The following is a 25,473-nucleotide window of genomic DNA, read 5'->3' as shown; positions in this document are numbered from 1 at the left end:
TTCAATATTCACTTTTCAATGGAAAAAATAAAGGAAATATTATCGGATGATTTTTCAGAAAAAATTGTCAGTATCAGGGGCTGGGTATATCGGATTAGAAGCTCCGGAAAAATAACGTTTATAGTGATGAGAGATTCCTCTGGCATAATACAGTGCGTTGCATCTTCTGACAATCTGGGAGAAGAGGAGATGAAGGAACTCTCCTCCCTCACAGTAGAAAGCAGTCTCGAACTGTCAGGCAGGTTATACCGGGAGTCCCGTGCAGTGACAGGTTATGAAATGTCAATAGAATCCTACAGGATATATGAAAGGAATGAAAATTTTCCCATTGCAAAGGATCTTGGAGAGGAATTTTTGCTGGATAACAGGCATTTATGGCTGCGCAGCAGGGAATTTACGGCCGTATTGAAAATACGATCAACTATTTTCAAGGCTTTTTCTGATTTCTTTTATAACAATAATTATTTTCAGGTTCAGGCACCTATGTTCGTCTCAACGGCTACTGAAGGCGGATCATCCCTGTTTAATGTGGATTATTTTGGAGAAAAAGTCAACCTGACACAGAGCACACAGTTTTACCTTGAAACATTGATATACAGCCTTGAAAAGGTATTCACAATAGCCCCAAGCTTCCGTGCTGAAAAATCAAGGACTAGGCGGCATCTAACAGAATACTGGCATGCAGAGGTAGAAGTGGCATGGTATAACAATGATGATATGATGGCCGATGAGGAAAAAATGATAAAGTTCATAATCGACGCAGTCTTGAAAAACAACGAAGAAGATCTTAAGACTATAAACAGGGATATTAACAGGCTCAAAAATATAAAAATCCCATTTGAAAGGATAAAATACCGTGACCTGATTGAAAAGTCAAGGGAGTTTGGCATGAATCTGAAATATGGTGATGACCTGGGGGCAGATGAGGAATACGGCCTAATGGTACACTTTGACAACCCTATATTTGTGACGGGCTATCCAGAATCCCTTAAAACCTTTTACCACAGACCGGACCCTGATCATCCTGGAGAAATACTGTGCCATGATTTGCTCGCACCAGAGGGTTATGGTGAAGTTGTGGGCGGAGGTGAAAGAATATATGACCTGCAGGAGCTGCTGAGAAGGATAAGGGACAATAACCTGAACCCCGAAGATTACTACTGGTATGTAGACCTGAGAAAATACGGAAGCATTCCCCATAGTGGTTTTGGACTCGGTTTAGACAGGCTTGTGATGTGGATATGCGGGCTATCCAATATCAGAGAGACCATCCCCTATCCCAGGACTATAAGGCGTGTAAAGCCATGAATAATTTTATTTCCGCATTGAAAGGAGAACCACATGACCACATACCCGTATGGTTCATGCGCCAGGCAGGAAGGTACATGAGTGAATACCAGGAATTGAGGAAATTATATAATATACGGGAAATGTGCATGAATCCGGAAATCACAGAAAAGATAACATATGCACCTGTAAAGTTGCTTGGAGTTGATGCTGCAATCATATTTGCAGATATAATACTTCCACTGGAGGCAATGGGGTATAAAATAGATTTTAACAGTCTCGGTCCTAAAATAGAAAATGGTTACAGATATAACAGGAATATGAAGGGAATACATGAATTTGATCCAGCTGAGTTGAAATACAGGACATATGATTCAATACGCCTATTCAGGCAGAATCACCCTGGCACACCGATAATAGGATTTTCTGGAGGAATAATAACAGTTATGTCCTATGTAATTTCCGGGATGTCCGATAATAACCTTTTATACACAAAACAGGTAATGTTGAATGATAATTACTTTGCCACTATGAAAAAAATGATCAAGAATATGATAATAGATTATGTTAAAATTCAGATAAATGCAGGTGTGGATGCCATACAGATATTTGATTCTTGGCTCGGGGCATTATCCCCTTACACATTCGAAAAACATCTTAAAAATGATGTTATAGAACTGGTAGAGGACATAAAGAGCAGGGTACCACTCATATATTTCTCAACAGGTACTACCGGCATGCTAGACCAGTTTAATGATATTAAGCCAGATATTCTGAGCGTGGACTGGCGTACAAAATTGGGCGATGCCAGAAAAATATTAAATCAGGGCATAGGGCTTCAGGGTAACTTAGATCCTTATCTTGTCCAGTACAGCGGTGATTATGCCATGGAAGAGGCACACAGTATTCTTTCTGGTGCCAGAGGAATGGATAACTATATATTTAATCTGGGCCACGGCGTATTGCCAGATACAAATCCTGAAATATTGAAAAATATAACTGATTTAGTACATTCATTTATTTAATATTATAATCACACGTTGCATTGTATAACTATAGATAATATGTCAATAATTATTTCTATAAATCTTCATTAATTTCAATAATATTTATCCTATTTAAAAACGGGTTAATTATTCCAGTTTCGTATGTGTATCTAATTTCATTATTTATTTTCCTGTTGTATAATTCTTTAATTTAATCCAGTATCTCAATTTAAATATGAATATATAGGTCAATATACATGGTTCTATTAAGATTAATTATGGAAAATATTACAAATTAAGGAAAATAATAAATTTAGGTGAAAAATAAACCCAGCATGAAGAAGGTTATACTTTTAAGTTATGGCAGTCCTGAAAAAACTGAGGATGTCCCTGAATACCTGTCTGGCATTTTTGAGGGCAAGCCTGTGCCAGAGAAAATATTAAATGAAAATATAAAGAAATATAAGATGGTCAATGGTAAATCTCCCTCAAACCAGATAATCAAAAACCTTATGAACAAACTAAGTAAATTACTCGGTAAATATGGGGATTTTGAAATAATAGATGCATATAAGCACTGGCATCCAGGCATAGAAGAGGTAGTATCCTCACTTGACCCGGATTACGAGGAAATAATAGCATTGCCACTTTTTGCATTTAAATCGAACAATATTAAAAAATCATATGAAATCCCACTTGAAAAGGGATTAAAGGGAAAGAATATCAAACTTAAATTTATAAATGGGCTGGATTATAGCATCCTGGCATCCATGTGGGTTTATGAAATCAGTAAATACGTTTATGATTTTGACAATTTCCTGTTTACAGCCCACAGCCTTCCATTAATAGATGATGAAAACGAATACAAAATTTCCCTAAGGAGAAACAGCAAAAGGATTTCAGACATGCTTGGTATTCAAAAATATTACACTGCATTTTATAGCCAGGGTCCCTATGGGAAATGGACAGAACCCTCCATTTATTCGCTGGTAGACCAGTTCAGGAGAAATAAAGTCACAAATATACTGGTGTCGCCCATCGGATTTCTTTACGAGCATCTCGAGATACTTTATGATCTTGATGTGAAATATAAAGAGTTCCTGGAATCGCAGGGTATAAAATATGCACGTGCAAGAACACCTTCTGATTCCGATGGTATGGCCATACTTCTTAAAAATGCGATAATGGACAACCTTAGAGATAATAAAAAACTGTAATAGTATGTTTATAGCTATTCTTGACACCTTAAATCTTTTTAAGCTTTAAAGCATAACTGACTATGGAATCATACAGCATTTTTTGCTATAACGCTTCTGACTATGTAAAAGAAATTGCGAAGGTAGGTACAAATAGCGATATACTCCTTTATCATAGAAAAGACGAAGACATCATAATGACTTTTATTGAACCTGTAAAGTATCCCGAAAAGGTATCATCTCTTACCGATTCAATATACCCATCGGACATTGCAATAGTAAAGGTAAGCACAATAAATAAGGATCTCGGTGAAGTAATAGTAGCACTTGACCTTATGGGCAAGACGAGGGGCTTTATAATAACCGGTGACGAACAGAAACCTGTTATAAAAAAAATCATAGAAAACACATCATTGAAAGATTACAAGTTCTTTAACGGAAAACCCATGGAGCTTATAGACGAAATTAAAGCAATGAAGATAAAAAGGGATGAGAACAATAGCATGACAGTTATTGACCACTTCTTCAAGGTCAAGGGGGTAGGTACTGTTGCCCTTGGGTTCGTGCTTTCAGGCACTATTTCTAAGCACCAGAAATTAATACTTTCAGATCTGGACAGGGAAGTAGAGGTCAGATCAATACAGATGAATGATGAGGATGTAGATACGGCCGCCGCCGGATCAAGGGTTGGTCTTGCACTAAAGAATATAGAGCCCTCAGACATGGAAAGAGGAATGTTTCTGTCTGATAAACCCTTTGAATACGCAGAAACCATAAATGGGAAAGTAATACCACAAAAAAGCTTGAAACTGGATCTTGGTGACAATTTTGAGGTTTTTGTATCAGATATTATGAGATTCCAGAGGGGAAAATTTGAAAATGACCATATACTGCTTGACAGAAAAATTCCCATAATAAAGAAGACTGTAGTACTTGCAAATAATAATATTGTTCCAAGAGTTTTTGGAACGGTCAATCTTTAATTTTTCCCTTCATCATAGCCTCTGTGCCTATATCATGCCTTATGTAGTAATCTCCATTTATGTATTTTAGATTATCCTCAACTATGTCTGAAGCCTCATAAATGGTGTCGCCTATGCCTATAAGAGCCAGAGCTCTTGATTTTGTTGTGATAACTTTGTTCAATGTTCCAGATACAGAGGAATAATAAATTTTGAAATTGTCCGTTTCAATCCGATCCTTTATCAAAAGCTCTGTTTCCCTGGGTTTTATACCATAGCCGGGGGGTACAATATATTTAAGCACGGTAGCCTTATTCATGAATTTTATATTGTTTTTCAGTGTTCCACTATATATATCCAGGAAAATATCCACAATATTTGACTTTAACAATGTCAGGACATTAATTCCCTCAGGGTCGGCAAATCTGGCATTTATTTCAATTACCCTAACACCATGATCCGTGTTCATGAACTGACCGTAGATCACACCCCTGAAGGGATTGCCTTCCTCCCTCATTGATTTCACTATGTGTTTAAGTATTTCCCTCGCTTCATTCACAACATCTATAGACAGAAATGGCAATATGAAATTTTTGTCCGATATTGATCCCATACCCCCTGTGTTTGGGCCGAGATCATCTTCATATAACCTTTTGTAATCCTGCACAACAGGCATGAACACCACAGTTTTGCTGTCAGTAAACGCCTGAATTGAGAACTCTTCCCCTATTTCCCTCTTCTCCATGAGCACCTTTCCATCCCTGTCTATAATCTCTGAAGCATAATTAATGGCTTCAGCTACATTGCTTAACTGAAGGCCCATTACCCGGACACCTTTTCCCCCTGTTAGCCCTATTGGTTTTACAGCGTATTCAGAATCATTGTTGTCAAAAAATTTTTTTAGTGTTTCTTTGTCAGATAGTATTGTATTTTCAATATCTCCCTTGATCCTGTACTTTCTCATCAGATTACGCATATACTCCTTTGAAGTTTCAATCATGGCAGCCTTTTTTCCCGGAGAAGCAACTGGAATATGGTTTTCCGAAAGTTTGTCCACCAGATCTGTATTAAGTATATCATCAGGGCTTACAAAAGCTATGTCTATTTTATTCTTTTTGGCAAAATCTATAATTTCTTGAGAATTTTTTTTATATTTTATCACATCACGGGATAATCCTATTATAGAAGGATTTTCATTGGTTACAACTGAATAAAGGTTGTCAGTTTCCCTTACCTTTCTTGCAATTGCATCTTCTCTTCCACCGCTGCCTACTAGCAAGACGTTCATTGTTCCTCTGCACGTAATGTCCTTTTGTTGATATTAAATTTACGGTTGAATTCAATAGTGACCTTATATTTGTGAGTATTTCTGTATTTTCTTGCTGAAACCATGCCACTTTTTTTTAATTTGTCGAGATCTTCCTTATAATTGTATCCAAAATTATCTCGAAGATTTCCTGATATGGCTTCTCCTGACATCTTATAAATATAGGAAAGCATTGCAAGTTGTTTTTCGGTAAACTCCTTTTCTATAAATGGCTCAACAACAGGCACCAATTCTTCTCTGAGTTTAATCTTGTACTGGTTTCCAAACTGGCCTATCTTTAATGAACTATTGATATTTTCATAATTTCTGGATATTTCATTTACAGCTTTTATGACCTCTCCATTAGTTATATTCAGGTATTCTGCTATTTCTGATGCTTTTAATGGTTCTTTAGAGGAATACAGTATTGCTTCTATTTTTCTGGAAATATCATTCATTATAATGTTATATCAAAAGTGTAATTTAAATTTATTGTATGTTAAGGAATATGACAAGTACACACATTAGGTTTCAGAGGATTATGAATTGAGTATATTGCCGCAGTAGTTTGCCTATTTTAGGTATTGCAACAGTTTTTTTGTACATTCAATGTTTAACGTGATATCCTCTGTTGACTAAAAAAGTGAGTTTTCCATCTCAACGGTGGGAGTTGCCATCTATTGTAGAGTTCCAATATTCACAGGTTTACATTTGAGAGTTTCGCTCTCTAATTTTATCCATCCGGCATTCTGGATGTTTATTGACATATTGAGATCATGATAAGACACAAAACCTCCGGATATCCTGTGTGTAAAATCATTCATGTGTTCCTGGGAATTCCTGAGATTCTGCACTTTATCTTCCTAATGATGCTAAAAAATAAAAGAAATATTGTACTCTTATCAAATACTTAAGCATGAAGTTGCAGAATCCTATTATTGACTCCTGTAATCAACGTTTTTCTTTTTGCCACTAAAAATTATATCCATGACTACTGCAAAAATTATGTAAAGCCCCATTACTATAAGTGCGTAAGTAAATGGAAATGACAGTCCAGATATTGCATAGTAGATGGCTATAAGAATTATAACTGTAGAAATAGATGGAACCAATATGTCGAAGGTGAAATTTTTGTGAACTTTAGTAAGGCCAGAATTTATTATTATATGTATTATGAGAGTCGAAAGGGTGCTTATAGTTGCATAAAATATAAACTGGTACAGGAATCCCCCTACATTGAAGGAACCATAGAACATATATGTGGATATTATTCCAACAGATATGAAAATCCCGAGCAGGAGAAAAAGGGCATTTTGAGGAGCGCTGTGTTTATTCAATTTTGAAAATGTGGATGGCAAGTATCCGTCCCTTGCCATGGAATAGATATTCCTTGTTATAGCTGTGCCTATTGTATTGAACAATGTATATATAATAAAGAAATTAAATGCCAGAAAAAACATTGAGGCATAAAGGCCTATATGGGTTTTTATTACTATAAATGCAGGAATTACAGTGTCTGAAAAACTGCCCATATTACTGACACCGAATCCAATAACCAGTGCATATGAAATTAGAAGGTCGAGTACACCTATAATCAGGAGCATTGCTACAATTGAGAACCCTATGTTCCTTTTTGGTGCCTGTGCCTCCTCCCCAAGTGATACTATAGAACCATACCCGGTATATGCAAGGAAACTTCCTGTTATGAAACCCAGGAACAGGTTTTTGTATCCTGATATGGGTGTAAATACCGCAAGGGTATTGTCGCTTGAACTTGATATAATTATAACAGATATGGCCACAACAAATATGATTTCTATGATATTAATTGTTATCTGGGATTTGAACGATGGCACTATTCCTCTGTAGATTGCATAGAACGATGGTATGCTTATTGCCATAATCAGAATAATTCCATAATAGTAAGGTACGTTTATCCGTGTCAGATACAATATTGCAGGATTGAATATCATGATGAAGAAGGAAAGGATAAAAATAAGGTTAGCCATCTGGTATATAAGGTATAAATATCCGGTTATGAAACCAGCATGCTTTCCAAAGGCATATCCAGAATATCCATAATACCCCCTTGCACTTGCTGTCCTTTTTGAAAACTGATACAGTGTGTTCCCGGTCAAAAGTGATGCTATCAGTCCTACAAGAAAAGCCAGTGGACTTGCCCCCTGAGCAAAGGCCGCAACACTGATGATGCCATCAAAGGTAAATAAAGGTGATAATTGTCCCATCCCCTGGAATATTAATCCATGGAATGATATGGCATTTGATTTTAACTGGTTTTCCATACCACTTAATTGCTTTTTAATATATAACGGTAAGCGAAAGTATACATTATAGTATATTATATATGTTTAAATATAGGATATGGGTAAATTAACAAATAAAAGAAAGCATTTAATATTCAGATTTGTTTACATCATTAAATGGATATAAAAAAAATAGATATAAAAAAATTAAACAGGCTAAAGAACAGTATTGAAACAGTAATCGGTATAATTATTGGATTTCTATTTGGTGCCAGGTTCATAACATTTTTACTTCCATTTTTGGCCCATTATTCATCCTCCGGCATAGCCGCGTCGACAAGCGTTTATGCACCTTTAATAGCTATAGTTACCGGCGTACTGCTATTCTTTGGAATTAGGACGCTGGCATATCTTATTTCAGCCATGTTTCTGGGCGCAGGTATAGGCATAGCATTGTTTGAACTGACCGGTTTTGAGTTCTTCCCCAAGCTCATAGAAATATCTCATGCCATGATAATTTTATTAATATGATTTTTTCACTAACTAACTATAATTATTATCGACTCATTTATTGGTATAATATGAACATGTTCAGTAAATAGTAAGTGCGTAAATACTCCAGTAAGATAATAGCATGAGGATTTATATGGGATTTATTGATCCGTTGGCTGTAATGCTATTGAGCTTAGGAATAAGCTTGGCTTTGATTTCTGCTTTCTTTTATATGGCTGCAAATGGTAAAGACCTGAAAGAGTTGACAATACCTAGTTTTGCGTTTGGGTTTTTAGATTTCCTGTCAGGATTTTTGATGTCAAGATATTGGCCATTGCCTGGGGCATATAATATGCTGTTTGGAGACCCACTTCTAATACTTGGGTTGTTGTTAATGGCTGGTTCTATTATGATATACAAACAACAGAGCCTTAGAACGCTTTCAATTCCAGGACTTATGTTGGGCATCTATCTTTTCGTTGAAAGTGCTGCTATTGTGAATTTTAAACTTGAAGGAGGAAGTCACCTATTACCCGCCATGGCATTATATGTTATGAGTGGGATATCTGCAGTATATTCGACCGTTTTATTTATTAAACCGGAAGATAACAGAAAGTATCTTTATTATATTGCATTCATACTTCTGGCTATTACCGCATTTATAGCGCTATTTCTGGGTTATGGAGCAATATACGGCCATCTACAGGCACCGCCTTAATTACAGATGGATAAGCAAAAAATCCATCCTGTATCATTGTGTAAAGGATGTCTATAGACATTACAATTTATAATATTTTTATATTTTTATTTTTGTCAAGGTGCTAAAACATATATACGGATTTATGGTTAAGATGCTTAGTGGTTAAATGGAATATAATTTAATTGAGTTAATAGCATGTCCCATGTGCAAAAACACCTCTTTTTCTTTAACAACAATTTCACGAAGTGATATCTCCTCTTATGAAGTAAGGCCAGTCATGGAAAAATCAGGAAAAGAAACATATAATACAACGATAGAAGAAAATTATTACAAGGATATTATTGACGGTGTTTTGCTATGTGATTCCTGTGGCAGATGGTATCCCATAGTGAATAGTATCTATGTGTTGCTGCCTGACATTTTCAGGGATGAGAAAGTAAACATAGAATTCTTGACAAAATATAAAACTCAGTTGCCTGAGACTATAGTCAATAATGGAAAACCATTTAATCTTGGAACAATTTAAAACATTTCAAGCCTGTAAACACATTTCATTTAGTAGCATTCCCAAAACTAAAATATAGATTATGAGTATGCTAAGATATGGGGGAGGAAAGTCTAATTGACTAAAAACAGTTTTATTGCAGATGATGGAAATTTACGGGATATATATAATAAAATCCCAAAATCATATGACAGAGCCAATGCATTGATATCATTTTTTCAGGATATAAAATGGAGAACAAGGCTTATTAGCAATGTAATGGAAATTTCAGAGCCAGAAACAATTCTAGATGTTGCCTGTGGGAAAGGTGAGTTAACATATCTTATAAAGCATCTGAAGAAAACGTATGTGGTAATGACAGATTATTCGGAAAATATGCTCAACATGGCAATAGTGGATGGAATAAAGGTTCTAGCATCATTTAATAATTTGCCTTTCCGGGATAACAGTTTTGATTCTGTTATGTCCACATTTGCATTACACGCGGCAGATAATATAGAAGATGTGATTAAGGAAATGGTACGTGTTTCTAATGGCACAATAGGAGTTATTGCTATGGGAAAATCGGATAACCATTTTTACAGATTTATCTCTGGACTTTATTTAAAATATGTTCAGCCATATATTGCGATGCTTACAGGCGAGAAATCGAAAAATTACAGATTTATTTATTATATATACAAAAGGCTTCCGCTTAATTCAACAATTAGGGATATAGCAAACAAATACATGGATATCAGCTTATTCGAGGAGAAGGCTTTCGGGTCAGTCTATATGTTTGTGGGAACTAAAAAATTACAGTAGAATTTAATATTTATAACTAAATATATATTTATAAAATGGTTAAAATGCTTATTACATTATAATTGGAATATATTATTAGGAGCAACTATTTGATATGCATTAGCTTAAATATATCATTAGATTATTAATAACATGGATGCTGATATAGCACTTGTACACGCCCCGAGCATATACGATTTCAGAAAACGTGATATTAAGTTAGGCCCTATAAGTGACGTTATCCCTTCTACCCCCGTATTTGAAATGTATCCAATTGGATTTATTAGCATGCTTAATTCTCTCATAAATGCAGGTTACAATGCAAGAATATGTAATGTAGCAAGTATGATGGTTTCTTCAGAGTCATTTGACCCTGTAAACTATCTGAAAGAAGTCAAATCAGATATATATGGAATTGACCTCCACTGGCTACCTCATACAAATGGAGCCCTGAAAATTGCCAGGATAATAAAGGAACTACATCCAAGTTCAAAGGTATTGTTAGGTGGTTTCTCTGCAAGTTATTTTGCTGATGACATAATGGCTAATTATGGCTACATAGATTACATCTTGAAAGGCGACCTCCAGGAATCCAATGTTGTAAAACTTGCTGATGCAGGAGATAATTTTTCCAACCTTGAACATGTCCCTAACCTAATTTATAGAAAGGAAGGAAAAATAATTCATAATAATATTGAATATTCATCCATAGACAATGTATTTCTAAACTATGGCCTCCTCATGAAAAATGCAATAAAATATCATGACATCAAGGGGCACCTTCCATACGCCTCATGGCTTGATAACACAGAAGCTATGACGGTAATAGAACACGGTTGCAGTTTCAACTGCGCATTCTGTGGTGGCTCTAATTTTGCCTATAAGAATAACTATAACAATATTGCACCTGTATATAGAAAACCCTCAGTTATAGCAGAGGAAATATCCCTCGTGGATGAGATGCTAGGAGCCCCTGTATTCATTACAGGTGACATAAACCAGGCAGGGAAAAAATTTTATTCATCGCTTTTCAGGGAATTAAAAGAGAGAAAAGTTGACTTGCCACTATTGACAGAATATTTTATTCCACCAGGAAAAGAATATCTTAATAGCCTTAGCAAGCAATTCTCGGATTTCACGGTTGAAATATCTCCAGAATCGTCCAATGAAGAAATAAGGAACATAAATGGAAGATCATATACCAATAAAAGCCTTGAAGATTTTCTCCAAAATGCAATAGCCGCAGGGTCAAAAAAGGTGGACGTTTATTTCTCAATAGGATTGAGCGGGCAAACACTTGATGACGTCGACAGGGATATTGATTATAGTGAAAAATTGATGAAAAAGTTCACTACAGAAAAGGAAAAACTCTATACCTTCATATCGCCCATAACCCCATTTATTGACCCTGGTTCGCTCATATATGAACATCCAGAAGATTATGGATTCACAATTACTGCCAGAACCATAGGGGATTATTTTAACCTTCTGGAAAACGGAAAGGTCTGGACAGATTTCTTAAATTATTATACTAAATGGATGTCTGTTGACCAGATTGCTAGGGCAACTTATGAATCAGAAATACGTATGATAAAAATTCGCCAGTCCCTTGGATTGCTGAAAGACCAAAACGCTGAACATATAGTAAAAAATATAACAGCTTATATGCACGGAGATGCATACATATCCAATGAAAATAAAAGCAGTCACCTGTCCTACATAGAGAAAGATGTTGAATGGTCATACAGGCATAAACTTACAAGTGAATCGTTCCTGATATCCTTATATAAGGAATATAATGATTTAAAGAAGAGGATTTGATTTATTGATATGGGGCAATAAATATGTATCAGCAAGAGTCAATAGTTACTGTTTTTTCATATATTTAAATATATTTCGTCTCTAAAAATATGACAAATATAAATGTTAATATACTCTCTCGGACTAATATTATTATGAAATCAATATGCCCCTTTTGCGGTGTCGGATGCGGACTTGAGTTAATGACAGCAAATAATGTGGTGGTAAGTGTCAAACCTGATCCTGAACATGTGGTAAGCAGGGGGCATATATGTGGAAAGGGAAGTGTTGCACATGAGGCATTGACTGCCTGGGACCGCCTGTATTATCCATTAAAGAAAGTTAAGGGGCAACTGGAAAGAACTTCATGGGATGATTCTATAAAATATACGATAGAATCAATTAAAAACATACAGAAAAAATATGGAAACGATTCCGTGGCATTTTACGGGGGTTGTCAGAATTCCCTGGAGGAAGGCTATCTTTTCCAGAAACTGGCGAGGGCACTGGGAACAAATAATGTTGATTCATGTGCAAGGGTTTGCCATGACCCATCTGCAAAGGCACTTAAGGAAATTGTTGGAATTGGAGCCGGCTCCAACTCTGCAACAGAAATACCGAAGGCAAAAGTTGTTGTGGTAGCTGGAGAATCTATAACCGATAGCCATCCTGTGCTGATACAGTATTTCCTTGAAGCAAAGAAAAATGGGGCAAAAATAATTTTAATAGATCCCAGAACCACAAGGCTGGCTGGCTTTGCTGACCTTCATTTAAAGGTAAAGCCCATGAGCGACATATTCCTGTTCAACGCGGTTGGCAATTATCTTATACAGCACAGTATGATTAAACAGGATTTCATTGACTCAAGGACAGAGGGGTATGAAGAATATAAAGAAAATGTTTCAAAATATACCATTGAACTTGCGGCGGAACAAACTGGACTTGCTGAAAAAGATATCATAGCCTTTGCAAAATACGTATCTGAGGATCGGGTTATATTTTCATGGGGACTCGGGTTGACACAATCTACCGGCACCAAGGGCATTAAATCTTATCTCTCGCTTCCACTTCTGACAGGAAACTTTGGGAAAGAGGGGGCAGGTGCTATTGTTTATAGAGGGCAAACCAATGTGCAGGGTTCTGGTGACCTTATAAAGCCAGATGTGTTTCCCAATGGAGAAATGAACGATGCAAACAGTGAGGCTTTGTCTCGTATATGGGGATTTAAGCCCCCTATTTGCAAGGGATCCTCCATACCGGAAACCTTTTATGGATCTAAAAAAATAAAAGCGCTTTTTATTATGGGATACAATCCTGTGAGAACACTTCCAGACAGGGATAAAGTTAAGGAATTTTTAGGTTCTCTAGAATTCCTGGTTGTTCAGGATATATTTATGACAGATACTGCAGGCTACGCTGATGTTGTTCTGCCAGCTGCAGCATGGGCTGAAAAAGAGGGCTCTGTATCAAGCCTTGACAGGCTTGTAAAATGGAGATTTAAAGCAGTGGATCCACCGGGAATAGCCAGGCCGGATTATGAGATACTTTCTGATCTGGCAAAGGCTGCAGGATATAACTTCAGCGCTAATCCAAAGGAACTGTTCGAAGAAATGAAAAAGGTTGCCACAGTGTATTCTCACCTTAACATTGAAGATGTAATGGATTATACAAAGGATTCTAGATATCCAAATGGGGAACTTCACCTCTATGAAGAGAAATTTGCCACAAAGTCAGGGAAAGCTAAGTTTGTTCCTGTTGATGCCGAGAAGCACAATGATGGATTAATACTGGTTACGGGTAGAACAGTAACAAGATACAACAGTGATGAAGTTGTAAATAGAATACCTGGAATGCAGGGATATAACCTAAAATTATGGATAAATCCTGCTGATGCAAAAAATATTGGAATAGAAGATGGAACAATGGTAAAACTCAAGTCGAAGAGTGGGGAAATGGACATTACGGCAAAAATTACAGATGATGTTATTCCTGGAGTGGTATTTACCTACATGCACAACCCCAGAATAAATGATATTGTATCACCTGAATTTGATGATGAGACTCATACACCGAAATATAAATACACACCGGTAACAGTAACAAAATAAAATCAGAACTCTCATTAACTATTCTTACAATATTTTCTGAATAATCATTTTTTATTCTAAAAATATTTTATTTTTCAGCAAATGGCGTATTTGTTATCTTTTTGCGATTATCCAGGCAGGAAAACTTTGTTTAGGGAGGAGATAAATTAGTGGAGTATATATAACATCAGCAGGATGTTTGGAATACATATGTATTCTGGATGACATAATGCAGATAAAGAGATAAAGCTGTAACCGGCAGTGCACTTAATACCCAGCAATTGGTTCCTGTAAAACTATGAGAACAGTGAGGAATGGGAGTGAAAGTGGTTAGATAGCATACTGCTTTATTGGTGCCGTATTCGTAAAGTCAGATGGCTTAGCATGAAGGATAGATCACTTCTGGCCGATGGGAATTCAACCCACGATGATTCCACTGGAAACCCTTGAGGTGGGGAGCTCCCTGTGAAAGTTGGGAGAGAAGGTAACGGACAACCATAAACTAATATACCATAGTGAAACTACACTATTGATGATCGCCGTAGAGCATCTAATGGTAAGGAAGAAAATGAAAGCCTTGCTTAAGAAGGCTACTGAGAAAAATGATATGAGCATTTTCACTGATTATATTATTAAAGAAAAAGATGCCATTAAAGAAATTTATGATCCACAAATTTCAGAAATGCTATACAGTGCATTAAAGTTTAAGGAAATATCGGATGAACTGTATGAGGCTCTTGCCTATATAGATGCAAGAAGCCTGCTTGTAATGAAATATCAGGCTTTGAGGTTTTATGCTGAAGGAAAAATAGATAATTTCACCCAGTTAATCGCAACAAATAAGAATTTGATGATTTTTGATGATGTGAAAGAATCCTTTGAAAATTTGATAAGCCACTCTGAACAAACTCAATCGGTGGAATATCTTGCAAACACCGGGTTATACATGGAGGACGCATTCAGAAATTATTTCAGGATTGGCCACAGTGATGATGAAATCCGGAGACTGTTCACCATTTTTAAGGAAAATGGTAGCATTTCAGATCTTGAAAAGATACTTTCTACCTGTATTTCTGAAACGTCCAGCACTGCATGTTATACCTGCCTTGCAGATCTTTATATGGAAATTAACCAGAAGGACAAACTTAGAGAATTGCTTAATAATATAGTAGAGAATAAAATAAAATACAACTATGTAGATATGGAGAGATACTATTCGTACCTCGAGGATTATAAAATGGTAGTAGAATTTTCTGACCAGAATGTACCTGACGATATTCTGTTGGCGGATGCCTATTATCATCTGGGATATTATGAAAAATCATTGAAAATTTATAAGTATATTTATTATAACAGAAATAAAAACGTTCTTGGCAGGATAGTGGAAATCAACTACGCAATAACAGATTATTACTCACTTATTAATTACATCGGTTCTATAGAAAAAACTGAAAAGGCAAATAGAAAATTCTTGCTTTATAAAATTGAGGCTGAGATAGCATTGGACCTCTATAATGAAGCCGAATCGGATATAGTAAATTACCGATTAATTTATGGAGAGGATGTCGATGTATTGGAACTTCTAATAAAATATTACAGGGCAACAGACAATCATGAAATGTCCTATAAAACGGCACTGAATTTGATAGAGAAAGGATCTAAGGGAATAGCCAATTACAAAATTGTAGTTGATTATCTCTATGGAAACGGGGAATATGGGGAAGTATTATCATATATAGAAAAAAAGGACCTAATCAATGAATTCAAGCCTCAGTATTGCAGTTCACTTGTATATTATGGTAAGATGGCGGAGGCCGTTGAATATATTTCAAAAGATAAATCGCTCATGAATTCAGGAATGGTAGTGGATAGCATTTTTGCCATAGCCAAGAATAACGAAAATCTAGAAAAATTAAACGCCATCAGCGAACCGGGGACCCTTCTGGATATGGTAATTTTATATATACATGGAAGAAAACATATAGATTATATGAAATTTATTGAAAATGTAATGAATGGGAAATCACTGGCTGGCATATATATAATTGCAACTTCAGCAGACAGTAATATATCATTCAACCGAAGCTATGTAAGGAATCTCCTTGGAATTGACAGGTATCAGATAATAGCATCTGTGCTGTCAACCATATCTTCAATCAATAACGGGGAAACTGTAGAGGGTCTTAATGATTCAAGATACTTCATGTACCCTATTACCAGAACACTAATAGGAAAAAAAAGGGACAGAGAAGCATCTGCAATTCTTGATTCCCTTTATGGCAAGGCTCCTGATGCATTTTATTACTATTTTAGGTCATGTATAGAGTTCCACAACTCAAATTTTGCGGATGCGGTAAAACATATTGATGAGGCTATGTCTATTTTGGATAACGTAGATTTTATTGCACTGAGGATTAATATTGGATTGTCAAAAAATGAGAATCCTGACACTTATATTAAGGCTGCAGTAGATTTAGGGTTTACTGATATTTTTGGAATAGTTGACAGTTTCGTGGAAAACCACAAAATAGAGGTAAATACAGAGTTCTGTGAATTTTTACAAAACCTTGACATCAATGACCTGGATTTATACAGATTGAAGAGTTATTGCCTTGAAAATTATTTGTACAAATTAAAATTTTCTGCGCTTTCCCTGTTATACGGCGGAAATTCAGAGGATATAATAAAACATCATTCCATATTAAAAATGAGAAGTGAACAGATATCCATAAACTTTCTGGAATCTTACAAAAATAAATACTACACCAGTTATATAATCCTGTCCAGCTACTATTACAGCAAAAGAATAATGAAAAAGGCTCTAGAATATTTTAATCTGGCATATATAAGAAATAATATGGCTGTCAAAAACCCTCTTTTCAAGAATCTTTTCATGGGTAATATCATATCAGATGCTGTTATCAGGGCTATGGAAACCCAGAAGGAATGGTTCCATCTGATCCTTTATTACTATCACAGAAGGGAATATGAGAAGGTCAGGGAGATAGCTGGATCTCACTATGACAACAGGAAAATCGTGGAATTCCTTATAACCCATGCATGGGAAAATATGTCCTTAAAGGCCTTTATGGTTGATGTTTTCGAAAAAAGCCAGGACAAAATACTTGGGGAATTGCTTGCAGCTAAATTTGACGAATTGGAACTCTATGAAAATGAAATACGCATATTGAAAACCCTTGTTAGATATTATCCCGATGAAAGCATAATTTTTGACAGGCTTGTGAATGCACTGATTCAAAACGGGGAACCAGACAGGGCTCTCGAGGCCACATATAAACGCTTTTTCGATAAAAAAGACTTGTCGTCATTCAACCGGATAGTTCAGGTTTCCTATAATATGAAAGATTACGGATCTCTTGTTAATATATTCAACAATAACAGTGAATTCTTAAATGGCCAAAATATCAAATATCTGATATATTCCCAGATTAAATTATTCAATTATACAGGAGCCCGTGCCATAATGCATGATTATGGTTCAGTAATCACGGATGATGTTCGGGCCAGTGTCAATTCAAAGCTGAAATCGTCATATAGAATTAGGATAGTTATAGATTTTGCCAGAAAAATATTTGAAAATGAATATAAGGAAAACAGAACTTCAAACTTTGATGAAATTTATGCCCAGGTACCGGACTATCTTGCAAATGATGTCTATGAATTCATTACAAACAATGAGGCGTACTCACACATAGATGCCGTAGAATACAATAAACAATCCATAAATATTATTGGGTGGCTTGCTAAAATTGGAATCACGGATATCAGAAATATAAAAATATACCATATTTACAGGGTAACTGGAGATGCAGTGAAATCTAAAAACTTCTATGTTTTTATAAGACGCTGCATGGATGGATATTACAGAATGGAAGAATTTTCGGGAGGCTGGCATTTAATTTCCGGTGAAAATTTCCACGAATTGCCAGGAATCATAGAAATAATAATAAAATACAACTTAGGGCTTATGGATGCAATATACATTGCGGGAAAAATAAAAAAAGGGATGTTAAATCAATGATGTACAGTAGAAATAACGAATCAAATGATATTATTATAGCCGTAATAGTTTTAACTATAGCATTTACCCTGATGATAAATCACGGTCTCAGGGCAGTAAGCCCAAAAACTTTTGAACTGAATGTGCTTATAGGATTTTCAGTAACAGTAACCGCTTTCCTTATGCATGAGATGGCACACAGGACGGTAGCAAGACGGCTTGGAGCTGTAGCATTTTTTAAATTATGGCCAGCCGGCATCCTACTTGCACTCATTACTTCAATGTTTGGTTTCATTTTTGCTGCTCCTGGAGCAGTTCAGTTTGCAGGGTTATACGACAGAGAAAGTGAGGGAAAAATAGCAGTTGCAGGTCCAGGGACAAATGTACTGATAGGAGTTATTGCTTTTCTGGCATATACACTGGTACATGTGGGAATTGTTGTATCTACAATATTGCTCTGGGTAGCATGGCTAAACCTCTGGTTTGCCCTCTTTAACTTAATACCATTCCCACCACTTGACGGCAGTAAGGTATTTTACTGGAACAGCAAATTATTCGCTGCGATATTTATACTGGTAATAGTGCTGAATATTCTGGATGGATTCATTCCTCTAATATTCGGGTTTTAATCTTTAGATTCCGGTGTAACAAAAAATATGCTGTTTTCTCCAACATCAATCCTGTATGGTATTGAATATTTTTCGGTACTATTGTTAAAAATACATAATATACTATTTGCCTTAACCATATAACTCCACAGGTCAGAGGATGGGTTTATTATCAGGCCATAGTAAAGTGGTTCTGAAGAGGCCACAAAATACTCCTTTTCCACAAGATTGATCTTCTTATTCCCATATAATACTTCCATGGAGGATAATAAATTACTATTAGATTAGCTTATGCCCACTATTACACATCAATGTAAAAGAAAGCCACTGACTTTCTGATGTGGATGAATTTCTGGAAAGAATATGCAGGTACCATTATTATATAATTATGCTAATAAAAATAATAACAGAAGTACTTGAATATGTTTTCAACTCTTATGGAAAAGTACCTGTGGAAGGCAAGGAATCAGGCTCGATAGGGATGAAACCTCTACACTCAAAGGATTAAATATAAGTCCATATGTAACCAGGTTCTGTCAGTGAAACAGGAAATCTCTATGCTTTAGCATGAAGTAGCTCACTTATCTGTATCAGAGCAATAGATATATAAAAGTTAAATAGGTTTATTTAATAAAGATTCAGAGAGTGGTCAAAATTAACACAAAGGAAACATGTACTTCATGCGGCATTGGCCTCGTAGAAGTAGGATATTCAATATTTGAGTGCCCCAATTGTGGGGAAGAAATGATTGGAAGATGTAAGCAGTGCAGAGAGCATTCAACACAATATGAGTGCCAGAAATGTGGTTTTAAGGGGCCGTGATAATATGGGAGACGTAATGGTTCAGTTAAGGGTGCTTCCCGAATCTATTGATGTGGATTTGAAGAAATTGAAGCAAGCTATTTCAGAGAAAATTGAAAAGCTATGCAAGATTAATGAAGTCAAGGAAGAGGAAATAGGATTTGGCCTCAGTGCACTTTTATTCACTGTTATAATACCTGATGAAGAGGGAAAAATAGACTCGGTTGAAACTGCCATATCCTCTGTGAAGGATGTAAGCCAGGTTGACACAAGGGATGTTACATTAATATAAAATGGTAATTTTTCTCATTTTACTGGTTTTTTATACCCTATTGCTTTTCCTTATAATGGCTGGGTTTATTTATATTGAACTTCATAAGTATAGTAGTGAACATATAGTCAATAATTATCGGCCAAAAACACTTGTTATAATGCCTGTAAAAGGCGTTGATTATTCTATTGAAAAAAATTTAATGTCCGTTAAAAATCAGAAATACCAGAATTTCAAATTTTTGTGTGTTGTAGATTCTGAGGAAGAAGAAGCACTGTCAGTAATTAAAAAACTCGGGATAGATTACATAACAAGTTCATACAGATGCAAGAAATGCAGTGGGAAGGTAAGGGCTATAAGCACTGCAATTGACCAGTTCATGGATTATGAAGTTTATTTGCTTGCCGATTCCGATATTGAGGTTGATGAAAATTGGCTTTTGAATATGGTAATGCCTCTTGCAAACAATGATGCTGGCCTTTCCACAACCTTCCCATATTTTTACCCCATGGGGGGATTTTGGTCGCAGGTTAAGGAAATATGGGGATTTGTTGGCATGGGGCTCATGGAATCAAAGCTTACCCGGTTCGGTTGGGGAGGGTCACTTGCATTTAAACGTGGTCTCATAGATGATTCTCTCGTATTTTTCAGTGAGCATATATCTGACGATACCGCATTGACGAAGATGTGCAAGCAGAAAGGAAAGAAAATTTATTATGTGGATTCCGCAAAGCCGAACATTAATTCACCCGATAATTTTCATGTGTTCTTTGAGTGGGCCAACAGGCAAACTGCCCTCTCAATATCTGCTTCCCCAAATGTATATTATTACGGAATGTTATTTTACGGATCCTATCTATTTTTATTTTTTTCGGCAATTTTTATGGGGATATTTTATAATCCATTCTATTTCCTTTTTCTAATTCCAGCTGCTATGTACATATATAACATGATTAAACGCCTAAGGCATATTAAACCAGTAAATATAATAGGGGCCATAATACTCCCATTTATTTATATGGCAAATCTGGCAATCGCAAAAAGAATGAAAAATATATCATGGCGTGGAAACACATATGATATACAGGATAAAAACTTATTATAATAAAATGTTATTATAACCAATGAAACAGCCACAGTTATTTGGCACAAATGGCATCAGGGGAATTCCCAACGAGGATTTGACAACTGATCTGGCCATGGGGATCGGAAAGGCAATTGGGACTTTTTTTGATGCTAAAAAAATTGCCATAGCCAAGGACACAAGAATAAGCGGAGACATGTTCATGCTTTCCGTGGCATCTGCTGCCATGTCAACGGGTGCTAATATTGTATATGTAGGTGAATTGCCCACTCCGGGCCTGCAGTACTACTGCAAGGTGAATGGCATTCCCGGAATCATGATTACAGCCTCGCATAACCCACCTCAGTATAATGGCATAAAGGCCATAGATAGTGATGGAACTGAAATTGATGAGGAAACGGAAATAAAAATAGAGGAAATATACGAAAAAAAGCTGTATAAAAAGGCTCCATGGGATAAAATTGGAATTTATAGCTATGACAGTACTGCAATAAAAATTTATATGGAAAGCATTATAGAATCGGTTAATAGTGAAGCCATCAGAGAAAGGCATTTGAATGTGGCAATTGATACAGGAAATGGTGCATCATATTACACAAGCCCGGCAATATTGTCAGAGTTGAATTGCCATGTTGTTTCATTGAATGCAAATCCGGATGGTAAATTTTCGTCTAGAAATTCTGAACCAAAACCTGAAAATCTCAGTGACCTGATTTCAGTAATGAAAACCGGGAAGTTCAATATAGGTATAGCTCATGATGGGGACGCGGATAGATGTGTATTCATAGATGAGAAGGGAAATTACATAGATGGGGACAGAAGCCTGGCATTAATAGTGAAACATACAATAAGGAAGGGAGATATAGTTGTAACTCCTGTAAGCAGTTCCGATGCACTTGGCGCTATTTGCAGTGAAAAGGGTGCAAAACTTATATCAACAAGAGTGGGAGCACCTATTGTTGCACGTGCCATGATAGACAACAGGGCAGTCATAGGGGGAGAGGAAAATGGTGGCATTATCTACGGAAAACATCAGTTCTGCAGGGATGGTGCAATGACAATGGCACTGATGCTGAATCTACTTACACAGGAAAATAAGCCTGTATCGGAGCTTCTCCATGATATACCTGACTATTCAATGGTTAAATCATCGGTTGTCAGGAAAATGAACTGGGACGATATCAGAAAATTAATAACTGAAAAATACTCGGGCAAAAAAATGGATTTCACTGACGGTGTAAAAATTTTTGATGATGATGGATGGACATTGATCCGGCCATCTGGAACTGAGAGAATTATAAGAGTATTTTCTGAATCCATTCATAAAAACCTTGCCGAAGAGTATAACAGGGAATATACCAATTTCCTGAATAATTTATAAATTTTTATACATATCAATAAATCTTGTAATTGCATTTATATTTCCTGCTAATCCGAACCATATTAACAGCAGGCCTGTGGCATAGATATCCACGGTATAGACCTTAAAATGGGACGTAATGAAAAACTGCACCAGAGAAAATATTATGATCAGAACGAGTCTGTCAGCCCTTCCGGCAATTCCCGAATAATTTCTTTTTAATCCAAGTGCCTGTGACTGTGTGCCCATATAACTTGTAAGTAGGATTCCGATAATGGCAAATAATCCAAGGTATACATTACCATAAATTGAAAATGCCATCCCAAGTACGATAAAGATATCCGAGTACCGGTCAAATACATGGTCCAGCATATCACCCTTTTTGGAAGAAATATTCTTTAACCTGGCAATTTTCCCGTCAAGTGCATCGAACAGGGCAGATAAAATAATAAACACAAAGGCGAGCAGGAGAAAAGAATGGCTGAGATAGTAGAATATACCACCCAGAGCGGCAAAGGCTAGTGATAGTACAGAAACAGTGTTGGGGTTTATTCCAGAGAATTTTTCTGTAATGGGATTTAAGAATTTGTCTGCATTTTTCCTGTATGAGTCCAGTACCATGGTTGTATATAAAAAAGTAATTATTAAAGTGTTGTCTTGCCCGTTTTCTTTACCTTATGCCATACACGCTTTGCACCTGTAACTTCCAGAAACAGCGTGTATATTGAAATCAGTGAATTCAATGTTAAATATATGTATATCAATGGTAAGTAAATCAGATTTTGCCGTTTCTTTATCAGAACCAGTATAAGGGCGACAGCATAAATTATCAGTGATATCAGGATTAAGGAAATGAAATAGGTTCTCATTGAGTGAACAAAAGGATTATAAAAATTTAGGAGTGATATATAGAGCCATCCGAAGAAAAGTATACCTGAAAACGTAGGCGCAAGAACGATCATAAGTGCATCAAAATCAGTAAGTTTGCTAAATTTTTTCTTTGAATGGAGAAATACCTGGTGATACCCACGCAGCCATCTAGTTCTCTGCCTAAAATATTCTGTATAAGATGCAGGAGTTTCCTGCAATACCTTTGCACTGCTGAGGTATGCAGATTTATACCTGGCATTTGAAATTCTCAGTGAGATTTCTAAGTCCTCGGTAAGGAATTGTTCGTCCCATCCGCCTATATTCTCTATTACCTTTCTTTTGAAATACTGGTTTGAGCCTGCTACTGGCACAAATAAATTGAAATGTGTCCTTCCTATAAGTGTAGCCTTTACCAATATTTCATCTATAACGGCAAGCCTTGTAAATATATTTTCTTCTCTGTTAATGTATGAATTATAGCCCTGCAAAACATCCACATTGAAATAGTTCATTCCATATACTGCGTTTTCAAGCGTGTTAGGCAAAAGCATTGTATCTGCATCATATGTGGCTATTATGTCCCCCTTTGTTTTTTTAAAGCAGAAATTCAGAGCCGATGCCTTGCTTTTACCATCGGGCCTGTTGAATACTTTAATCCTTTTATCCTTAATTTCATATTCTCTTGCAATTTTATATGTATTATCAGTGGAATTGTCCACAACAATGAATAGTTCAAAATTCTGGTATGTTTGATTCAGGATTGATTCTATTGTCCTTGCTATTACAGTTTCCTCGTCCTTAGCAGGAACTATAATGCTGACCATTGGCTTATACATTTTTAAGCCTGCAAACTGTTTTTCATCTAGTTTGGAAAAATCTATATCATATTTTGTGAAATCCTTGTACCCGTACAACAATATTGGGAACTGGTAAATCACGTAAACTAACCCTATGGCTATTAAAGCCAGGCCAATTGCCTGTAAAATATCCATCTCCCTATAGTATCGATACGATATATTTAAATTCTTTTTATTATTAAACACGGAACACTGTTATGAAATCTGCCCATATTGAACAGGTTTTGCCACAGGCCGGTGCAGAACATGGTTTCATCTATTCCCTCATCCCTTCTTAGGATGTTCCGGCCATATTTTTTGCCGGGGATGCTGTTAATCTCTACCAGCCTATACTGAATACCATTAATGGTAATCTTCCCCATAGTATATATAAAACGTGTATACATTCCCTATGTTGCACAAAAAGTTAGTATTGATCAGGAGAATATTTTATTCATAGTAACCTAAAACTATCTGAAAATATAAAAACATTGATACAACCATGCCTAATGCAAGTACAAACCATGAGAAGCCAAATGGACGAAATATAATAAATGGTTCAATTATGCTGGCAGTTGATATAGCGATAACAACCCCCGTATATGATATTAATCTTCTGTTTTTCTCTGTTAAACTCTTCCTATGTGTGTAAACATAGCGTACCAGGCTATACAGAACTAAAAACATTATTACTGAATAAGCAACAAGTAATGGAATTTCCATATAACCACTGAGCATGGCTGGATCTGCCACCTGCATAATAAGCAAGAGTAAACCAATAAAACGTTCAGTGCCATTAAGGTTTGTAATGATAAAAAAAATCATTTCCGTTACCATTGGGATTAAAAATAGAATATACGTAATCGAAGCACCAAAATATGAAAAATAATTTATTATTAAATTATGATTAAATATCCCATTCAATGCAAGTGATTTTAGAAATAAGGCCATCGAAATTTCAGACCATGTAATTAGGGCAGTGGTATTAATAATTGTTTTCGATGAAAATTTTACGGATTTTGATTTTGCTATTTTTATAAAGGCGTAGAACAAAACTAAAGTTGTTGGATCCATGACTATATTTAATGCTATAATTGCACTAAAAAATGATTTGTTACTAATATAATAAAAAAGTAAGGCATCTAGCATGCTGCCCATCATTACAAGGAAAATCAATGAAATTATATATGAGGTAATTGTGAAATGTTTTTCTCTTTTTTTAATGTAATCCACTATCCAGATGATCAGAGGGGT

At 35.9% G+C, this 25,473-nt stretch carries 23 protein-coding genes; 16 read left to right on the top strand and 7 right to left on the bottom strand.

All coding sequences use genetic code 11. From position 1 onward, the window contains the following. Nucleotides 1-18 precede the first annotated feature (18 nt). From asnS to AMDU4_RS06110, 4 genes are all read left to right on the top strand, one after another. Nucleotides 19-1,308, top strand: coding sequence for an asparagine--tRNA ligase (gene asnS / locus AMDU4_RS06125; RefSeq protein WP_021787111.1), 1,290 nt, complete (start codon nucleotides 19-21; stop codon nucleotides 1,306-1,308). Beyond that, on the top strand, nucleotides 1,305-2,312 hold the full coding sequence (gene hemE / locus AMDU4_RS06120) for a uroporphyrinogen decarboxylase (RefSeq protein ID WP_021787110.1): 1,008 nt from the start codon (nucleotides 1,305-1,307) through the stop codon (nucleotides 2,310-2,312). The genes asnS and hemE overlap by 4 nt, the downstream gene beginning before the upstream one ends. A gap of 296 nt (nucleotides 2,313-2,608) precedes the next feature. After that, the gene (locus AMDU4_RS06115; RefSeq protein WP_021787109.1) at nucleotides 2,609-3,490 is read left to right on the top strand and encodes a ferrochelatase; all 882 of its coding nucleotides are present in this window, start codon (nucleotides 2,609-2,611) and stop codon (nucleotides 3,488-3,490) included. A gap of 62 nt (nucleotides 3,491-3,552) precedes the next feature. Beyond that, the gene (locus tag AMDU4_RS06110; RefSeq protein WP_021787108.1) at nucleotides 3,553-4,452 is read left to right on the top strand and encodes an EF-Tu/IF-2/RF-3 family GTPase; all 900 of its coding nucleotides are present in this window, start codon (nucleotides 3,553-3,555) and stop codon (nucleotides 4,450-4,452) included. Here the strand turns inward: AMDU4_RS06110 and purD are convergent. The 3 genes from purD to AMDU4_RS06095 form a co-directional block, all read right to left on the bottom strand. Continuing rightward, nucleotides 4,442-5,719 carry a phosphoribosylamine--glycine ligase gene (gene purD / locus AMDU4_RS06105; RefSeq protein ID WP_021787107.1) on the bottom strand — a complete coding sequence of 426 codons (1,278 nt, stop codon included), beginning with the start codon at nucleotides 5,717-5,719 and terminating at the stop codon, nucleotides 4,442-4,444. The genes AMDU4_RS06110 and purD overlap by 11 nt on opposite strands. Continuing rightward, the gene (locus AMDU4_RS06100; RefSeq protein ID WP_021787106.1) at nucleotides 5,716-6,195 is read right to left on the bottom strand and encodes an SMC-Scp complex subunit ScpB; all 480 of its coding nucleotides are present in this window, start codon (nucleotides 6,193-6,195) and stop codon (nucleotides 5,716-5,718) included. Before AMDU4_RS06100 ends, purD begins: the two co-directional genes overlap by 4 nt. A 477-nt stretch (nucleotides 6,196-6,672) precedes the next feature. Next, entirely contained in the window at nucleotides 6,673-8,040 is a 1,368-nt protein-coding gene (locus tag AMDU4_RS06095; protein ID WP_021787105.1) for an APC family permease, read from the bottom strand. A gap of 138 nt (nucleotides 8,041-8,178) precedes the next feature. On the opposite strand from AMDU4_RS06095, the gene AMDU4_RS06090 reads away from it, so the two are divergent. From AMDU4_RS06090 to AMDU4_RS06055, 8 genes are all read left to right on the top strand, one after another. Continuing rightward, the gene (locus AMDU4_RS06090) at nucleotides 8,179-8,532 is read left to right on the top strand and encodes a hypothetical protein (protein WP_021787104.1); all 354 of its coding nucleotides are present in this window, start codon (nucleotides 8,179-8,181) and stop codon (nucleotides 8,530-8,532) included. A 115-nt stretch (nucleotides 8,533-8,647) separates the two neighbouring features. Further along, on the top strand, nucleotides 8,648-9,211 hold the full coding sequence (locus tag AMDU4_RS06085) for a DUF981 family protein (RefSeq protein WP_021787103.1): 564 nt from the start codon (nucleotides 8,648-8,650) through the stop codon (nucleotides 9,209-9,211). A 148-nt stretch (nucleotides 9,212-9,359) separates the two neighbouring features. Then, complete coding sequence (locus AMDU4_RS06080; protein ID WP_021787101.1) at nucleotides 9,360-9,719, top strand: Trm112 family protein; 360 nt, start codon at nucleotides 9,360-9,362, stop codon at nucleotides 9,717-9,719. A 96-nt stretch (nucleotides 9,720-9,815) separates the two neighbouring features. After that, nucleotides 9,816-10,502: a class I SAM-dependent methyltransferase gene (locus tag AMDU4_RS06075; RefSeq protein ID WP_021787100.1), complete on the top strand. Its 687-nt coding sequence runs from the start codon at nucleotides 9,816-9,818 to the stop codon at nucleotides 10,500-10,502. 132 nt (nucleotides 10,503-10,634) lie between these two features. Then, nucleotides 10,635-12,302 carry a TIGR04190 family B12-binding domain/radical SAM domain protein gene (locus AMDU4_RS06070; RefSeq protein ID WP_021787099.1) on the top strand — a complete coding sequence of 556 codons (1,668 nt, stop codon included), beginning with the start codon at nucleotides 10,635-10,637 and terminating at the stop codon, nucleotides 12,300-12,302. Between the two features lie 134 nt (nucleotides 12,303-12,436). After that, nucleotides 12,437-14,389 carry a formate dehydrogenase subunit alpha gene (gene fdhF / locus AMDU4_RS06065; RefSeq protein WP_290704368.1) on the top strand — a complete coding sequence of 651 codons (1,953 nt, stop codon included), beginning with the start codon at nucleotides 12,437-12,439 and terminating at the stop codon, nucleotides 14,387-14,389. A 451-nt stretch (nucleotides 14,390-14,840) separates the two neighbouring features. Then, nucleotides 14,841-18,410 carry a hypothetical protein gene (locus tag AMDU4_RS06060; RefSeq protein ID WP_290704366.1) on the top strand — a complete coding sequence of 1,190 codons (3,570 nt, stop codon included), beginning with the start codon at nucleotides 14,841-14,843 and terminating at the stop codon, nucleotides 18,408-18,410. Next, entirely contained in the window at nucleotides 18,407-19,018 is a 612-nt protein-coding gene (locus tag AMDU4_RS06055; RefSeq protein WP_290704364.1) for a peptidase, read from the top strand. Before AMDU4_RS06060 ends, AMDU4_RS06055 begins: the two co-directional genes overlap by 4 nt. On the opposite strand, the gene AMDU4_RS06050 is transcribed toward AMDU4_RS06055, so the two are convergent. Beyond that, nucleotides 19,015-19,257, bottom strand: a complete 243-nt coding sequence (locus AMDU4_RS06050) for a hypothetical protein (RefSeq protein WP_021787095.1) — start codon at nucleotides 19,255-19,257, stop codon at nucleotides 19,015-19,017. The two genes, AMDU4_RS06055 and AMDU4_RS06050, sit on opposite strands and share 4 nt — an antisense overlap. A 385-nt stretch (nucleotides 19,258-19,642) precedes the next feature. Here AMDU4_RS06050 and AMDU4_RS06045 point away from each other — a divergent pair, with 385 nt between their 5' ends. Genes AMDU4_RS06045 through glmM form a run of 4 tightly spaced genes read left to right on the top strand, consistent with a single transcriptional unit; the run spans nucleotide 19,643 to nucleotide 22,534 of the window. Further along, entirely contained in the window at nucleotides 19,643-19,819 is a 177-nt protein-coding gene (locus tag AMDU4_RS06045; protein WP_290704363.1) for a zinc finger domain-containing protein, read from the top strand. Continuing rightward, on the top strand, nucleotides 19,746-20,090 hold the full coding sequence (locus tag AMDU4_RS06040) for an elongation factor 1-beta (protein ID WP_290704362.1): 345 nt from the start codon (nucleotides 19,746-19,748) through the stop codon (nucleotides 20,088-20,090). The genes AMDU4_RS06045 and AMDU4_RS06040 overlap by 74 nt, the downstream gene beginning before the upstream one ends. Nucleotides 20,091-20,145: 55 nt before the next feature. Then, the gene (locus tag AMDU4_RS06035; protein ID WP_021787092.1) at nucleotides 20,146-21,174 is read left to right on the top strand and encodes a glycosyltransferase family 2 protein; all 1,029 of its coding nucleotides are present in this window, start codon (nucleotides 20,146-20,148) and stop codon (nucleotides 21,172-21,174) included. 19 nt (nucleotides 21,175-21,193) lie between these two features. Continuing rightward, nucleotides 21,194-22,534, top strand: a complete 1,341-nt coding sequence (gene glmM, locus AMDU4_RS06030; RefSeq protein WP_021787091.1) for a phosphoglucosamine mutase — start codon at nucleotides 21,194-21,196, stop codon at nucleotides 22,532-22,534. Here glmM and AMDU4_RS06025 read toward each other — a convergent pair. The 3 genes from AMDU4_RS06025 to AMDU4_RS06015 all read right to left on the bottom strand — a co-directional run. Continuing rightward, the gene (locus AMDU4_RS06025) at nucleotides 22,529-23,134 is read right to left on the bottom strand and encodes a CDP-alcohol phosphatidyltransferase family protein (RefSeq protein ID WP_021787090.1); all 606 of its coding nucleotides are present in this window, start codon (nucleotides 23,132-23,134) and stop codon (nucleotides 22,529-22,531) included. The genes glmM and AMDU4_RS06025 overlap by 6 nt on opposite strands. 23 nt (nucleotides 23,135-23,157) lie before the next feature. Continuing rightward, the gene (locus AMDU4_RS06020) at nucleotides 23,158-24,375 is read right to left on the bottom strand and encodes a glycosyltransferase family 2 protein (RefSeq protein ID WP_021787089.1); all 1,218 of its coding nucleotides are present in this window, start codon (nucleotides 24,373-24,375) and stop codon (nucleotides 23,158-23,160) included. A 294-nt stretch (nucleotides 24,376-24,669) separates the two neighbouring features. Next, nucleotides 24,670-25,473, bottom strand: an 804-nt coding sequence (locus AMDU4_RS06015; RefSeq protein WP_021787088.1) for a hypothetical protein, incomplete at its 5' end; no start/stop codon positions are given.

This window comes from Ferroplasma sp. Type II, assembly GCF_000496155.1.
Note: the sequence above shows the minus strand (reverse complement) of the source record. Positions and strands in the feature narration are given on the sequence as shown.

Coding starts and splice junctions, on each gene's coding strand:
- asnS (WP_021787111.1), top strand. CDS start 19: ATGGAAAAAATAAAGGAAATATTATCGGATGATTTTTCAGAAAAAATT.
- hemE (WP_021787110.1), top strand. CDS start 1,305: ATGAATAATTTTATTTCCGCATTGAAAGGAGAACCACATGACCACATA.
- AMDU4_RS06115 (WP_021787109.1), top strand. CDS start 2,609: ATGAAGAAGGTTATACTTTTAAGTTATGGCAGTCCTGAAAAAACTGAG.
- AMDU4_RS06110 (WP_021787108.1), top strand. CDS start 3,553: ATGGAATCATACAGCATTTTTTGCTATAACGCTTCTGACTATGTAAAA.
- purD (WP_021787107.1), bottom strand. CDS start 5,719: ATGAACGTCTTGCTAGTAGGCAGCGGTGGAAGAGAAGATGCAATTGCA.
- AMDU4_RS06100 (WP_021787106.1), bottom strand. CDS start 6,195: ATGAATGATATTTCCAGAAAAATAGAAGCAATACTGTATTCCTCTAAA.
- AMDU4_RS06095 (WP_021787105.1), bottom strand. CDS start 8,040: ATGGAAAACCAGTTAAAATCAAATGCCATATCATTCCATGGATTAATA.
- AMDU4_RS06090 (WP_021787104.1), top strand. CDS start 8,179: ATGGATATAAAAAAAATAGATATAAAAAAATTAAACAGGCTAAAGAAC.
- AMDU4_RS06085 (WP_021787103.1), top strand. CDS start 8,648: ATGGGATTTATTGATCCGTTGGCTGTAATGCTATTGAGCTTAGGAATA.
- AMDU4_RS06080 (WP_021787101.1), top strand. CDS start 9,360: ATGGAATATAATTTAATTGAGTTAATAGCATGTCCCATGTGCAAAAAC.
- AMDU4_RS06070 (WP_021787099.1), top strand. CDS start 10,635: ATGGATGCTGATATAGCACTTGTACACGCCCCGAGCATATACGATTTC.
- fdhF (WP_290704368.1), top strand. CDS start 12,437: ATGAAATCAATATGCCCCTTTTGCGGTGTCGGATGCGGACTTGAGTTA.
- AMDU4_RS06055 (WP_290704364.1), top strand. CDS start 18,407: ATGATGTACAGTAGAAATAACGAATCAAATGATATTATTATAGCCGTA.
- AMDU4_RS06050 (WP_021787095.1), bottom strand. CDS start 19,257: ATGGAAGTATTATATGGGAATAAGAAGATCAATCTTGTGGAAAAGGAG.
- AMDU4_RS06035 (WP_021787092.1), top strand. CDS start 20,146: ATGGCTGGGTTTATTTATATTGAACTTCATAAGTATAGTAGTGAACAT.
- glmM (WP_021787091.1), top strand. CDS start 21,194: ATGAAACAGCCACAGTTATTTGGCACAAATGGCATCAGGGGAATTCCC.
- AMDU4_RS06025 (WP_021787090.1), bottom strand. CDS start 23,134: ATGGTACTGGACTCATACAGGAAAAATGCAGACAAATTCTTAAATCCC.
- AMDU4_RS06020 (WP_021787089.1), bottom strand. CDS start 24,375: ATGGATATTTTACAGGCAATTGGCCTGGCTTTAATAGCCATAGGGTTA.